Source organism: Treponema sp. Marseille-Q4523, from assembly GCF_016901105.1.
Taxonomy (GTDB): Bacteria; Spirochaetota; Spirochaetia; order Treponematales; family Treponemataceae; genus Treponema_D.
The window spans coordinates 1-14,363 of sequence record NZ_JAFEVM010000049.1 but is presented as its reverse complement, the minus strand read 5'-3'; the positions used below and the strand labels follow the sequence as shown (position 1 = coordinate 14,363).

Genomic DNA, 14,363 nt, shown 5'->3' with positions numbered 1-14,363 from the left:
CCCGAAAAGTCAAGAGAATTTTTGCCCATGCCGAGTCCCTTCTTTCTTAAAAAGATTAGCATTATATGAATATGTTGATAGCCGACTATGATTACGATACCGATATTGCAGCTCAACGAAAAAAAGAACGGAAGTAAAAAGTGCGTAAGCACTGCCCGCGTAAAATTTTGCGCGGGCACAGATAAATCATTTGTATTTGTAAAAACCTTCGCCCGCGTTGATACCCGTTTTGCCTTGGTCGATGTAACCTTTCAGGATTTTCGCGATGCGTCCGTGGAGCGAGGCCGGATCGGATGAGTCGGGACGGTTCATCGTAATGTTGTACGCCGTTTCCAAACCGACGATGTCGAGGATTTGAAAGGGGCCGAGCGGGCTTCCCGTGCCGAGTTTCCATGCCAAATCGATGGTCTTCGCGTCTCCGACGTCGTTTGCAAGCAGGGCTTCCCCTGCCGTCAAAAACGGGATGAGCATGGAATTGAGGAGATAGCCGGGCTGCTCTTTTAAAACTTTAAGCGGTATCATGCCGATGGCTTTTGCAAAGGCGACGACTTCATCGAATGCGGCAGGATCGGTTCCGTCGTGTCCCATGATTTCGGCCATATTGTTGCGCCAGATATTGTTTGCAAAGTGGATGGCCAAATAGCGTTTCGGATTTTTGACGTGATCGCGGAACATGCTCGGCACCATCGAAGATGAATTTGTCGCGACGACGGTTTTATCTTCAAGGACGGCCGAAAGCGCGTCGTAAAAGGCTTTTTTCGCTTCGGGGTTTTCGGCCATACTTTCGATGACGATGTCGGCGTCCTTGACTGCCGAAGCAAGGTCGGTTGTGAGCTTAAGATTTTTATACGCCGTTTCGACATTTTTTTTGAGACGGGCGATTTTTTCGGCGCTTATATGCTCGCTGTCGTCTATGAGGCCTCTTGAAAAGATCGCTCCCTTTGTGCCGATTTTCGTTTCGGCATCGGTCAATTCGGCAAGGTATATTCCGTGCAGCCTGTCGATTTTCGGCTGGGACCGTCCGATCGACGCGTCGGAACGCAGCCATATCGTAACATCGAATCCCTTGTATGCCGCTTGAAATGCGATTTGACTTCCCAATACGCCGCCGCCCGCAACAACTACCTTTTTAATGCTCATATTGTACGCTCCTTTGAATATCGATAATCCTTTCCGATGAATATATCTTATCCTCCCGAACGGGAGATGTCAACGAATACGTGGTATACCGTCATGCCGCCCGCAACAGAAATGTATACGCGAAAAAAACATATAATAAAAAAGGCGGAACGCGAGGCAGCGGCACTGTCGCCGAGCCGTTCAGACCGATGGCAAGCAAACTTTTTAATAAAAAGTTTGCGCAGTCCGATTCCGATTACGGTCTGTCACGGCACTTGCAACGAGCGCGAAGCGCGAAGTTCCCCGCGCAAACGGCAGGGCTGCTGCCGGGAGTGCAGCCGATTTTTTATGTTAAATGCTGTTTTTTAGAGAAAATAGTTTCTGGTGAGGGTGACTTGGATACATATCGGAATGCTTGTGAAAAGCGGGGAGGATGCTCTATGAATTATAAAACGCGCGCGAATTCTTTAACGATTTGGGGGATGAGCGTATCGATCTTTCCGCTCGAACTTGCGCCGGACGCGTTTTTGTGTCCGCCGCCGCCGAATTTTGCCGCAATGGCGCTCACGTCGACGTTTCCGCGCGAACGAAAACCTATCGTACACGAATGTTCGCTTTCCTGCCTCACGAAAACGACTGCAAGCGTTTTTTCCGAAGCGAGAAGCAGCGTATACAACGCATCCGAATCGCGGCCCTCGGCGCCCCATTTTTGCGTATCGTCGGTCGTTTCGCTTGTGACGATGAGCTTTCCGTCAAGGTAACGTTCCGCGCGCGAGAGAGCGGAGCCGAGCAGTTTCCGTGTTGTATAGGGTTTTCCGCCGGTAATAAAGTCGTAGGTCGCTCTCGGATTTGCGCCCGCATCGACGAGGCGGGATGCGGCTTTGAACACTTCGGCGGAATCCGATTCGAGGAAGCGGAAAAATCCCGTGTCGGTACACAAGCCGGTAAAGAGAATTTCCGCCGCATCCTTCGGTATGCACCCGACGACGCTTTCGTACAAAAGCTGAACGATGGCGCAGGCGGCGGGGGAAGATGAGTCGATGATGCAAAGGGCGCCTTCGGGAGCGGAGGCTGTTTTGTGGTGGTCGATGACGCAGGTATCGAGGTTTTTCAAGTCGCCGTCGATGTCTCCGAGCCGACCGTATTCCGAACAGTCCGTGATGATGAGTGCGCTCTTTTTGCGCTCTTCTTCGCTTAAAAAGCGCATTGACGGTGAAAATCGATCTTCGTATCGTTTGATTTCGGTTCGTTTAAAGGGTCCCGCCGAAAGCAGCTGGAACTCTTTGCCTTTTTTTTGAACGAGCATACCGAGCGCGATGCATGAACAGATGCAGTCGCCGTCCGGCTCTTTGTGACCGCAGATGTAAAAAAAATCGTGTCGATCGATAAAATCACGGAACGATGCGGCTTCCGTTTCGGTGAGCAGTTGCATGGAAAACGGCGCTCAGTTTAAGTCGAGTTCTTCGAGCGTATCTTTATCGACATCGGTTACTTTGTTCGGATCGGCTATTCCCCAAAAATCGGTATCCTTTGTCGTCGGCACGCTTAAAATGACGCGCACAAATTTGCCGTCGTCTTTGACAACCGTCATAAAGGGCTGGAGCGTCCCGCGCACCGTGCGGAATTTCAATTTGCGGGGATTTTCGGTATTGCCCTTCGCCCATTTTTTCGGGATCGTCGTTGACGCCGCTCCGACTTTGTTTTTTGCATAGATGACGACGTATGCATCTTCCGTCTGCAGCACTTTATAGAGGGGTACATTAAAATAAGTAACCGAAGACCATTTGCTTTCATCGAGCTTCGGCTGCGTTGTTTTTTGCGCCGTCAAAGCTGCGGCGCCGAGCACAAGGGCTGCAAAACACAGGACAATCTTTTTCATAACAACTCCCATAAAAACTCCTTAAAAACCGGTAATCGAGTTTGCCTCGCGCGCTTTATGCGCGGAAAAACCGCTTATTTTATGTATCGTCACATTATGCCGAGCATAATAGCTTTTATCGTGTGTTTTCTGTTTTCCGCTTCGTCCCATACGATACTCGCTTCGCTTTCGAACACCGCTTCGCTTACTTCTTCGCCCTTTACCGCAGGCAGACAGTGCATAAAGACGGATGTCGATTTGCCGGTTTCTCTCATGAGCTCTTCCGTTACGCGAAAAGGAGAGAGCAGCTTTGTACGCGCATCTTTCAGCATTTCTTCTCCCATCGACACCCATACGTCGGTATAGAGACAGTCGGCGCCGCGGACGACGCTTTTATCGTCGCCGAGAGTGATCTTTGCTCCCGATTGGGCCGCAAACGGTGCACAGATGTTTTGAATCGTTTCGTCGGGAAAAAGCTCTTTCGGGCTGTAGACCGAAAAGTCGATTCCGAGCTTTGCCGAAATGAGCATGAGGCTCCGCGCGACGTTGTTTCTGCCGTCGCCGCAAAAACACCATTTGAGTCCTTTTAATGTTCCGAACCTCTCTTTCAATGTCATTACATCGGCGAGCGCCTGAGTCGGATGAAAGGCGTCGGTCAGCCCGTTGATGACGGGAACGCCCGACCAAAGAGAAAGCTCTTCGGCGTGTTCCTGTTTGAACCCGCGGAATTCGATCGCGTTGAACATCCTACCGAGCACACGCGCCGTGTCTTTGACCGATTCTTTTGCACCGAGCTGGATGTCCTGCGTCGACATAAAAACCGGATGCCCGCCTTCTTCGCCGAACGCGCTTTCAAAAGCGCTTCTCGTGCGCGTCGAGCGTTTTTCGAAAATAAGTGCGATAGTTTTTCCGGCAAAGCGCGCGTGAACTTCTCCCCGTTTCGCTTCCGCTTTTACGGTACATGCGATATCGAGCAGCGTTTCGATTTCGTCCGGCGACCAATCGATCCAATTGAGGAGCGATCGTCCTTTAAACGGAGCTTTAAATGTTTCCATAATTAGAGGATATAGTAGCTTGAATGGAAAGTTTTGTAAATTACCTGAACACAATCGTGGAAAATTATTAGCGGCATGTGTGATCGAACCCGCGGCGGATTACCCTAAGCGATGCGAAAGCATCGCACCGCCGCGTCCCTGAAAAAGCAGGGCTTTTTCAGGTCGGAAGTCTATTCGTATATCGCTTGATGTGCACAATCGTGTAGAATTTATTAGCGGCATGTGGGATTGAACCACAGACACTACGGATATGAGCCGTATGCTCTACCAACTGAGCTATGCCGCCGTGATAAAATCAAGCATAGCATATTTCGCTTTATTTTGTCAATAAGGTTTTCGACGCTTTATCCCTGCATACGGTAAGTTTTCCGTTCTTGCAAGATTTGCAAGAATTCGTGCAAGAACTGCAAGATTCTTGCAATTTTAAAAACGGTTACCGACAGCATATATATGGCAACCGTATCGATAAAACGCCGTCGGCTCGCATTTTTCGTATCAGCGGAGTTCGGAATCTTTGATAAAGGTTTTTGCGTATGCGACGAGAGCAGCGGCTTCCGCGTCGGAGTACGGGGCGATATCGTTGTATGCGGGGTCGATGCAGTTTTCGTTTCGAAACTGAGCAAATCTCCACGATGCGTCGGAAGGGAGCAGGGCGGCCATTTCCCGTATGTCGCGCTTCGTTACGAGGGGCGGGACGAGCACGGTTCTCCATTCGCGCGAAGAAGGCGGAAGAGAAGACGTGAGGCGGACGGTTTGTGCAATGCGTGAAGAAAAATCCTCCTCGATTTTTGCCGCAGCCGATTTGTCCTGCGTTTTTGCTTTTTCCGAGAGTTCGCCGTAGCGCGACGGGGAGGTTTTTATATCCATCGCGATAAAGTCGGGGCGCATTTTATCGTCTTCGATAAGAGCGTTCAGTTCGTCGGGCAATGTGCCGTTCGTGTCGAGCTTTACACGGTAGCCGAGCGCTTTTGCATAAGGGACGAGGTAGGGCGTAAGCGGATTTACGAGGGGTTCTCCGCCGCTTACAACAAAACCCGTGAGGACATTTTTCCGTTTTTCGAGGTGTAAAAAGACTTCTTCCGTCGTCGCATAAATATCGTCCGCTGCCGCTTTTCCGCCGAGCACGAGACCGGCGTTATAACAATAGGGACAGCGGAGATTGCAGCCGCGCAAAAAAAGAGAAGAGGCGACGCACCCGGGAAAATCGACGAGCGTCGTCTTTATGAGGACACCGGCTTTTGCGTGCAGGAGCGTTTCGGGGATCGAAGTTTCCGTCATGCGGTGACGGAAGCGAATACTGCGTCGAGCTCTTCAACGCTGTGGCACCGCGCGCTTTCTTCACCCGATTCGTCATAGACGATGACTGTCGGAGAAGCGAATACACCTTTTTTTGCGGCTTCGGCAAGTCCTTCTTCGGTATCGACGTCGATCGTTTTGCCGCGCATCGAAAGCTTTGCCATATACGCTTGTACCGGCGGGCAGTTGGGGCAGGTTTTTCTCGAAAAGAGTTCCCATCTGCCTTCTTTTTCAAAACCCGCTGCGCGCGAGGCGGAAACTTTTGCCGCAGGATGCGTAACTCGTGCAGGGGAGGCGCACTCGCATGCGCTGTCCGCTTCGGTGATTTCATACGCTTCGTTTTCGGGAACGGCGAACATTTTGCGGTGATCGTATTCTTCGCGTTTGCCTTTATTCCAATTGCGGACTGCGCGGTAATAGCCGACGATGCGCGCATACACTTCGGTTTCCGAGCCGTGTACGTCCGCAAGCGCTGCCCTCGTCGCTTCGATATCCGCATCGATTTCTTTGATCGTTCGTTTCAATTCAGTCATAGCAATTTCCCCCTAAGCCCATAGTTGTAAATATATCATATATGTATTAGATATAATATATGCGCTAATTATAGTGTTGTTTTGACCCTATGTCAAGTTTTTTACGCTATATTCAGCAGTACGTACCGAAAAACGCTCCGAAAACGCACCCATATAAAATCGGCTGTACCATGCCGCAGATCTGCCGTACGGCAGCGACCCCGCGGGCATTCCTTCCGGCCGCTGTATTTCTACGCGCGTTCGGATGCGAGCACTGCCTCTTTTTCTTTTTCGAGCCGTTCGAGCTTTAAACGCAGCTCTCTTTCCTTTTCCGCTTTGCACTTCGGACACTCGAAGTGCTCGCCGTTCAAATAGCCGTGGCTCCGGCAAATCGAATAGGTCGGAGAAATCGTCACGTAAGGCACTCGGTAGTTTGCCGTAACCGCTTTTACCAAATCGCGGCACGCCCTCCAGTCTTTTATCTGTTCGCCCATAAAGGTATGGAAAACCGTGCCTCCGGTGTATCGTGTCTGCAGGCTTTCCTGTAAATCGAGGGCTTCGAAAATGTCGGACGTATAGTCGACGGGAAGCTGCGTCGAATTCGTATAAAAGGGGCTTTCGTCCGTGCCGCTCGTGATGATTTCCGGGAAATTCTTTTTGTCATGGGAAGCGAGGCGGAACGACGTGCTTTCGGCGGGCGTCGCTTCGAGGTTGAAAAGTTCTCCCGTCGATTCCTGATAGTCGGCGAGCCGGCTTCTCATATAGTCGAGTACGCGTTCGGCAAAGGCTTTGCCTTTCGGATCGACGATCGATGTGCCGAGAAAATTGAGGCAGCATTCGTTCATGCCGCAGAGTCCTATCGTGTTGAAGTGATTGTCGAGCGTGTGCAGATAGCGCTTCGTATAGGGGTAGAGCCCCGTATCGAGGAGGTGCTGGATCACTTTGCGTTTTATGCACAGGCTGTCGCGCGCGATGTCCATGAGATAGTCGAGCCGCTTGAAAAACGCTTTTTCGTCTTTTGCGAGAAAACCGATCTGCGGGAGGTTGATCGTAACGACGCCGAGGGAACCGGTAAACTCGTCGGAGCCGAAAAGTCCGCCGCCGCGTTTTCGAAGCTCGCGTTTATCGAGGCGGAGACGGCAGCACATGGAGCGCACGTCGCTCGGATTCAAATCGGAATTGACGAAATTTTGAAAATAGGGAGTGCCGTATTGGGATGCCATTTTGAAAAGCAATTCCGCATTTTCGCTTTCCCATTCGAAATTCTTTGTGATATTGTACGTCGGGATGGGGTAGCCGAAGCCCCGCCCCGAAGCGTCTCCTTCGAGCATGAGCAGGATAAACTGCTTATTGATTATATCCATCTCTTTTTGGCAATCGCCGTACGTGAACTCCTGCTCTTCGCCGCCGACGATCGCTTTTTTGTTTTTGAGGTCGTCGGGACATACCCAGTCGAGCGTGACGTTCGTAAAGGGTGCCTGACTTCCCCAGCGGCTCGGCGTGTTGACGCCGAACAAAAAGCTTTGGATGCACTGCCGCACGCTCTTTTCCGAAAGATTGTCGATTTTGACGAAGGGCGCAAGATAGGTGTCGAAAGAGCTGAACGCTTGAGCGCCCGCCCATTCGTTTTGCATGATGCCGAGAAAGTTCACCATTTGGTTGACGAGCGTCGAAAGGTGTGTCGCGGGCGTCGATGTGATTTTATCGGGAACGCCGCCGAGTCCTTCCTGAATGAGCTGCCTCAGCGACCAGCCCGCGCAGTAGCCGGAAAACATCGAAAGGTCGTGAATGTGGAAGGCCGCCGTTTTATGCGCGTCCGCCACTTCTTTCGGATAGATATTGTTGAGCCAATAGTTTGCCGTAACGGCGCCGGAATTGCTCAGGATGAGACCGCCGAGTGAAAAATTGACGTTCGCGTTTTCTTTGACGCGCCAATCGCTTCGGCTCAAATATTCGTCCATCGTTTTGTTGATGTCGAGCATGAGGTTCTTTGCACCGCGGATGGCTTCGTGCCGCGCGCGGTAGAGGATATACGCTTTTGCGACTTCGACTTCGTTATTTTCGATGAGGACGCTTTCGACGTCGTCCTGAATTTCTTCGATGGCGGGGATAGAATGCGTTCTGCTTCCCGCAAGGCGCAGGCGGAGCCTTTCTTCTACTGCGTCCGTAAGCTTTTCCGCCCGTTCGGGATCCTTTCGCTTTTCGACCGCTTCGATCGCGCGTCCTATGGCCGATTCGATTTTTTTCCGGTCGTAAGAAGCTATATCCCCCGAGCGCTTTACGACGGATTTGATAAATCCCGCCGTCTCTTTATCTCCGCTCTCACCCAAAAAATTCCGCCATTCCGGAAATACTGCCTGACCGCTCATATCTGTTTCCCCTCTATGTTTTTTACCTCGGTGATGAATTCATCGAGGTTTTCAAAATGCTTATATACCGATGCAAAGCGGATGTACGCCACTTTGTCGATTTCATACAGACGCTGCAGTACGAGTTCCCCCAGTTCCGCAGTCGAGATTTCGCGGCTCACCTTTCCGCTCATAACGGCCTTGTCTTCGATTTCGGATACGATCTGTTCGACCATCCTCATCGACACCGGCCGTTTTTCGAGGGCGCGGCTGATGCCTTTTTCGAGCTTTGCCTGCTCGAAGGGTTCGCGCCTTCCGTCTCGCTTGACGACCATAAAGGGTTTTTCTTCGATACGCTCGTAACTCGTAAAACGGTAGCCGCAGCCGAGGCATTCGCGACGCCGCCTGATGCTTTCACCGTTTGCCATCGCACGCGATTCTATAACTTTGTCGTCGAGACTTCCGCAATACGGACACCGCATATCGATCCCTTATAACAAATTATTTAAAATTTGTACTCTAAATATAGCGTTTTAAACGATATGATAATACTATACAGCGCTACAGCTGATATTGCAAGATGCCGCGTCGAAAATTCTCCGTTTTTTTGTGATTTTTACGTGTTTTCCGGCCGCCTGGCTTTTAGAGCGAGCGACATTATATAAGTACGCTTCATGCACACGGAGATAAAGACCGGAAAAAGGGTTAACACCATGCGGATGCCTTTTTTTCCGCACCTCGCTTTCCACGCGCGAAAAACCGCCTGCCACACGGCGAATACTTCGGGAATGAGTACGATCAAAAGCGATAAGGATTCCGAAAAAAGAAGACGGCGGTATTCCGCTCTTTGCCGAAAGATCCGCACGACACCTCTTTCGATCGATTCGACTGCTTCTCTAAGTTCGAGGGGACTTGTCGTGCGGTAAATCGCGTTTGCGATTAAAAAGGCGAGGGCGAGACGGCACAAAATGACGATGTCGCGTTCGGAAGGGATGAACGGAAGCGGAAAGGGAGCGTGAGCGAAAAGGGCGGATACTATCGACGAAATGTAGAGTATAAGCGCGTAATACACAATGGGCTTGAGCGACAAAAGGATTTCTTTCATCGGAAAGCGGATGGCAGGGGAAAGCGCAAAAAAAATCGCGATACAGGCGATCACGGCGTTTCGGGGCAAGATGAAAACGCAGGTGCCGAGCACAAAAAGCGAAATGAGTTTTATGCGTGCATCGCATTTATGCAAAAAAGACGAACCGCTTCGGTAGCCGAAAAGCCTTACCATTCGAGATCCCGAAGACCTTTGTAGGAAGCGAGCGGATTTTTGATATCCCAAGCTTCGAGCTTTTGCGCCAATCCTTCGGAGGGCTTTCCGTCGAATACTTTTTTTCCGCGGTACAGCACGATAAAGCGATTGCAGAGCGCAAGCGATTTTTCGAGTTCGTGCGTGAGGATGATGATCGTCACTCCTTTTTTTTTCAGCAGTTTGATAAGAGCGTTCACGTGCCGCACGCCCGAATAATCGAGGTTCGCATAGGGTTCGTCGAATATGACGAGCGGCATATCGAGCGCTATGATGCCTGCGACGGCAAGCCGTCTTTTTTCACCTCCCGACAAAAATCGTGCGCTCGATCTTTCTTTTCCCGCAAGGCCTACTTCCGCAAGCACGTCGAGCGCTTTTCGTTCGGCTTCCCGTTTTTTTAATCCGATATTTTTTAAGCCGAACATCACGTCTTCGATCGGCGTCTCTCCCAAAAGCTGCATTTCGGCTTCCTGAAATACAAGTCCGCACTGCGCCGCTTTTCCGCCGCATACGATTTTCACCGTACCGGAATCGGCTTTGTCGAGGGAAGCGATGATCGACATGAGTACGCTTTTTCCCGAACCGTTCGCCCCCGCGATGAGGGCGGTATCTCCTTCGCAAAGCGAAAACGACACTTCCGAAAGCGCGGTAAACCTTTCCTCCCCCTCATAAGACGGGAACGTTTTTGTCACGTTTTCGACGGAAAGGGAAGCGCCGTTCGGAAACGAAGTGTCGTACGGAAGTAAATCGTCCTGCGTCATTCGCTTTTGTCGGTAAAATAACGGGCAGCCGCCGTGCGGAGCTTTGCCGCAAGCGGAACTGAGAGAACGAGCTTTATGAGATCTCCGGGTATAAACGGAATGAGGCAGGCTGCAATCGACGCGGAAAAACTTCGGTGAGTCAGCTGCATAAAGCGGAGGATGCCCGGAACATAGATGAGCGTAAATCCCGCAAGAGAGGCGAGCGACAGCTTTACGATATTTTTTGCGCTGAAGGCTTTTTCACCTGCGTGAGGCTTTCGTGCGATGCAGCCTGCGGCGAGAGCTGCGATTATATAGCCTATGAGAAATCCGCCCGTCGGCCCCAAAAGGCGCGCGATCCCGCCCGCGCCGCCTGAAAAGACGGGAAGTCCGAGCGCGCCGGCTGCGACAAAGAGCAGCGCCGAAAAAAATCCGCCGAAGCCTCCGAGCGTGAGAGCTGCGAGCACGGCGAACATATTTTGCATGACGATCGGAATGCCGCCGGGACCTATAGGTACTGCGATAAAGCAGCCCGCACAGATGATCGCCGCAAACAAAACGATAAATACAAAACGAGTGTTGTTTATTTTCATAGCGCGAGTTTACAATCACTGTTAAATAAATACAATAGGTTGACAATTAAAATGCTGATATTTTACCGGCACGGAATTTGAAATTACGCCGTGCATTCCCTTTTCTGGCGCAAACTGTAAAAATATGTTATACTGCCGCGCGTAAACGAACAGCTGCATGAAGGAAAAACGATGCTCAATATCAACAACAACGCTGCAAACGTAAAGCGTGAAATTCTCGTGCGTATCGCGCGGCTTCAACTCGACGGCAAACTTGCCGAAGGCGTGCATTATATTCCTCGCGAAATGGCGCCTCTCGATTCGAAATCGATACGCTGCTGTATTTACCACGACAGGGCGATTTTGCGCATGAGAGTCCTTGCCAGGCTCGGCATATCGATCGAAAATTACGACGACGACCGTCCGCTCGCCGAATACGCGAAAGATGCTCTCGAGCGGGATTCTCCGACCTGGCCCATGCTCACCGTTTTGCAGGATGCGTGCAACGCGTGTGTAAAAACGCACTACATGATCACGAACGCGTGTCAGGGCTGTTTTGCGCGCCCGTGCATGATGAACTGTCCGCGCAAAGCGATCACGGTAGACCGGAGAGCGGTTATCGATGAAGCGAAGTGCGTCAACTGCGGGCTGTGCATGCAAAACTGTCCGTATCACGCGGTTATTAAAATTCCCGTACCCTGCGAAGAAGCGTGCCCCGTCGGCGCCATCAGCAAAGACGAAACGGGACTCGAAAAAATCGATTACGATAAATGCATCTTTTGCGGGCGCTGCATGAGCGAGTGTCCCTTCGGCGCGATGATGGATAAAAGCCAGCTCGTCGACGTTATCAAGCATATCATGCAAAAAAAGCGCCGCGTCGTCGCGCTTTATGCACCGTCGATCGCAGCTCAATTCAAATCCGCTCCCGGTCAGCTCGAAGCGGCGTTTTCGGCTCTGGGTTTCGACGACGTACTCGAAGTCGCCATCGGAGCGGATATCTGTGCGGATAAAGAAGCGAAAGAATTCGAAGAGCGTATGGAGCGGGGAGATGTGCTTATGACGACGTCGTGCTGTTCGGCGTACGTGCGCGCGGTAAACATTCACGTGCCGGCTTTGAAGCCCTGCGTGTCCGAAACGCGAAGCCCCATGCACTACACGGCGGAGATCGCAAAGCAAAAAGATGCCGACTGCGTTACCGTGTTTATCGGTCCCTGTCTTGCAAAGCGGCGGGAGGGTTTTGACGACGATGCGGTCGATTACGTGCTTTCGGTCGAAGAACTCCGCGCGTTTTTTATTGCAAAAAATATCGATATCGCTTCTCTCCCTGCAAAACTGCCCGATCACATTCCGACGTCGACGGGAAGAGGTTTTGCAAAGACGGGCGGGGTAGCGGAAGCGGTGCGGGTGCGTCTGAAAGATCAAAGCATCCTCAAAGCCGCCCAAATCAACGGGCTCGACAGAGCCGGTATGAAAAAACTTGCGACATACGGAATGATAAATCAGGGGAAAATTGCGAAAAACGAAAACACGCCGAACCTTGTCGAAGTGATGGCGTGTGAAAGCGGCTGCATCGGAGGTCCGTCGGTTATCACGAATCCCGCTGTCGCCGAAGGACTGCTTGCTGCTTACGCCAAAGGCGGAACATAAGCGTGCTTCCGATAAAAGCGTACCGATTTGCAAACGGAGCTACATATTCGTGTACGTTTGCGTTTTGTCGTTTACGTGTTCGATCGGAATGCCCGCCTGTTTGAACATATCGAGCGAATCTTTTTCGTCGTGGTAGTGCATTTCGCATACGACGCGCTTTATGCCGCAGTTGATGATGAGCATGGCGCAGGTTCTGCACGGCGTCATCTTACAGTACACGGTCGCGCCGTCGATCGCGATGCCGCGCTTTGCCGCCTGGCAGATCGCATTCTGTTCGGCGTGTACGGTTCTGACACAATGCTGTGAAATCGTGCCGTCCGTGTGGATCATTTTCCGCATCAAATGTCCGACGTCGTCGCAGTGGGGAAGCCCTGCAGGGCTTCCGACGTAGCCGGTTACGAGAATTTGATTGTCACGCGCGATGACACAGCCGCTTCTGCCGCGGTCGCAGGTTGCCCTCTTTGCGACCGTGCGGCAGACTTCCATAAAATATTCGTCCCAGCTCGGGCGCGCGTATTTTGCTTCGTCTGCCATAGTGTTTACATTGCGTCGAGTACGGTCTTTACAACGAAGACGGCAAAGAGTATCCACGTCAGCGCGGAAATGTCTTTAAACTTGCGCGAAGCGACTTTGCAGACGACGTAGCTCATAACGCCCCACGAAATGCCCGTTGCGATGCTGTACGAAAACGGCATCGTCATGATCGTGATAAAAGCGGGGATGCCTTCGGAAAGATCGGTAAATTCGATATTTGCCGCTGCCCGCATCATCATAAAGCCGACGACGATGAGCGCCGGTGCGGAAGCCGCAGACGGCACGAGCAAAAAGAGCGGGCTCAAAAAGAGAGCTGCGAAAAAGATGATTGCAGTGGTTACCGACGTGAGACCCGTGCGTCCGCCTTCGGCGACGCCTGCGGTGCTTTCGACAAAGCTCGTTATCGTCGACGTGCCGAGTGCGGCTCCGACGACCGTTCCGACCGCATCGGAGAGGAGCGCTTCGTTCACGTTTTTGATGTCGCCGTTTTTATCTTTCAGATTACTCTGTTCGGCGATGCCCATGAGCGTTCCGATCGTGTCGAAAATATCGACGAAGAGGAACGTAAAAAACACGGTAAAAAATTTCAGCGAAAGCACCGTCGAAAAATCGAACTGAAAGAAGAGCGGGGCTGCAGGAAGTGAAAAGGGACTGAAGCCTTCGGGAATCTTCGTTACGCCGAAGGGGTAGCCGATGATCGTCGTCAAAATCATGCCGATGATGATCGCGCCTTTTACTTTTAAGCACAGTAAAACGATCGTGATGACGAGGCCGATGATCGCGACGAGGGCGGCGCCTTTCATCGGCACAAAACCGATGATCGTTCCGGTATCTCCGGAAACGATGCCGCCGTCGTGCAGACCGATAAGGGTGATAAATAAACCGATGCCGACTGCAACCGCTTTTTTTAAGTTTGCGGGAATCGCTTTGATGAGCGCTTGGCGGACTTTAAAAATCGATAAGACGATAAATAAAATACCTTCGAGAAAAACGGCGGTGAGCGCCGTCTGCCACGAATAGCCCATGCCCAAAACGACGGTAAACGTAAAAAACGCGTTCAGCCCCATGCCCGGTGCGAGGGCGACCGGCAGGTTTGCGGTAAATGCCATAACGAGCGTCGCAATGCCCGCCGCAATCGCCGTTGCGGTAAAGACGCTTGCCGCATTCATGCCCGCCTGTGAAAGGATCGCGGGGTTTACGGCGAGGATATACGCCATCGCCAAAAAAGTCGTGCAGCCGGCGGTGATTTCGGTGCGTACCGTCGTTCCTCTCTCTTTCAATTTGAAAAAATTTTCCATTTTCGTTCGATCTCCTTGGGTCTGTTTCGATGCGGCATTTTTTTTGCCGCATAATTACTGCTTCCGAACTCGATAATTAAATTTATT

Annotated in this window: 14 protein-coding genes and 1 tRNA gene; 1 reads left to right on the top strand and 14 read right to left on the bottom strand. The window is 51.5% G+C overall.

The window, feature by feature from the left end; translation table 11 throughout:
- Window positions 1-186: 186 nt before the first annotated feature.
- The 12 genes from JSQ97_RS11825 to JSQ97_RS11770 all read right to left on the bottom strand — a co-directional run bounded on the left by JSQ97_RS11825 (window position 187) and on the right by JSQ97_RS11770 (window position 10,818).
- The gene (locus JSQ97_RS11825; RefSeq protein ID WP_187383827.1) at window positions 187-1,140 is read right to left on the bottom strand and encodes a 3-hydroxyacyl-CoA dehydrogenase; all 954 of its coding nucleotides are present in this window, start codon (window positions 1,138-1,140) and stop codon (window positions 187-189) included.
- 424 nt (window positions 1,141-1,564) lie between these two features.
- Entirely contained in the window at window positions 1,565-2,551 is a 987-nt protein-coding gene (locus JSQ97_RS11820; RefSeq protein WP_205076234.1) for a DHH family phosphoesterase, read from the bottom strand.
- A gap of 12 nt (window positions 2,552-2,563) precedes the next feature.
- On the bottom strand, window positions 2,564-2,998 hold the full coding sequence (locus JSQ97_RS11815) for a hypothetical protein (RefSeq protein WP_205076233.1): 435 nt from the start codon (window positions 2,996-2,998) through the stop codon (window positions 2,564-2,566).
- A gap of 89 nt (window positions 2,999-3,087) precedes the next feature.
- Entirely contained in the window at window positions 3,088-4,032 is a 945-nt protein-coding gene (gene argF / locus JSQ97_RS11810; RefSeq protein WP_205076232.1) for an ornithine carbamoyltransferase, read from the bottom strand.
- A gap of 213 nt (window positions 4,033-4,245) precedes the next feature.
- Window positions 4,246-4,318, bottom strand: a tRNA-Met gene (locus tag JSQ97_RS11805).
- Window positions 4,319-4,527: 209 nt separating this feature from the next.
- On the bottom strand, window positions 4,528-5,310 hold the full coding sequence (locus JSQ97_RS11800; RefSeq protein WP_205076231.1) for a radical SAM protein: 783 nt from the start codon (window positions 5,308-5,310) through the stop codon (window positions 4,528-4,530).
- Window positions 5,307-5,861: an anaerobic ribonucleoside-triphosphate reductase gene (gene nrdD, locus JSQ97_RS11795; RefSeq protein WP_205076230.1), complete on the bottom strand. Its 555-nt coding sequence runs from the start codon at window positions 5,859-5,861 to the stop codon at window positions 5,307-5,309. Before nrdD ends, JSQ97_RS11800 begins: the two co-directional genes overlap by 4 nt.
- 230 nt (window positions 5,862-6,091) lie before the next feature.
- Complete coding sequence (locus tag JSQ97_RS11790) at window positions 6,092-8,209, bottom strand: ribonucleoside triphosphate reductase (protein ID WP_205076229.1); 2,118 nt, start codon at window positions 8,207-8,209, stop codon at window positions 6,092-6,094.
- Window positions 8,206-8,670, bottom strand: a complete 465-nt coding sequence (nrdR, locus tag JSQ97_RS11785) for a transcriptional regulator NrdR (RefSeq protein ID WP_021331205.1) — start codon at window positions 8,668-8,670, stop codon at window positions 8,206-8,208. Before nrdR ends, JSQ97_RS11790 begins: the two co-directional genes overlap by 4 nt.
- A 134-nt stretch (window positions 8,671-8,804) precedes the next feature.
- Complete coding sequence (locus JSQ97_RS11780; protein WP_205076228.1) at window positions 8,805-9,467, bottom strand: energy-coupling factor transporter transmembrane component T family protein; 663 nt, start codon at window positions 9,465-9,467, stop codon at window positions 8,805-8,807.
- The gene (locus JSQ97_RS11775) at window positions 9,461-10,246 is read right to left on the bottom strand and encodes an energy-coupling factor ABC transporter ATP-binding protein (RefSeq protein ID WP_205076227.1); all 786 of its coding nucleotides are present in this window, start codon (window positions 10,244-10,246) and stop codon (window positions 9,461-9,463) included. Before JSQ97_RS11775 ends, JSQ97_RS11780 begins: the two co-directional genes overlap by 7 nt.
- Complete coding sequence (locus tag JSQ97_RS11770; RefSeq protein ID WP_205076226.1) at window positions 10,243-10,818, bottom strand: biotin transporter BioY; 576 nt, start codon at window positions 10,816-10,818, stop codon at window positions 10,243-10,245. Before JSQ97_RS11770 ends, JSQ97_RS11775 begins: the two co-directional genes overlap by 4 nt.
- Window positions 10,819-10,989: 171 nt before the next feature.
- Between JSQ97_RS11770 and JSQ97_RS11765 the strand changes: the two genes are divergently transcribed.
- Window positions 10,990-12,444 carry a monomeric [FeFe] hydrogenase gene (locus JSQ97_RS11765; RefSeq protein ID WP_205076225.1) on the top strand — a complete coding sequence of 485 codons (1,455 nt, stop codon included), beginning with the start codon at window positions 10,990-10,992 and terminating at the stop codon, window positions 12,442-12,444.
- A gap of 39 nt (window positions 12,445-12,483) precedes the next feature.
- On the opposite strand, the gene JSQ97_RS11760 is transcribed toward JSQ97_RS11765, so the two are convergent.
- Complete coding sequence (locus tag JSQ97_RS11760; protein ID WP_205076224.1) at window positions 12,484-12,978, bottom strand: deoxycytidylate deaminase; 495 nt, start codon at window positions 12,976-12,978, stop codon at window positions 12,484-12,486.
- Window positions 12,979-12,983: 5 nt separating this feature from the next.
- A complete protein-coding gene (locus JSQ97_RS11755) occupies window positions 12,984-14,276 on the bottom strand; it encodes an NCS2 family permease (RefSeq protein ID WP_205076223.1) in 1,293 nt (430 codons plus the stop codon).
- Between the last annotated feature and the right edge of the window lie 87 nt (window positions 14,277-14,363).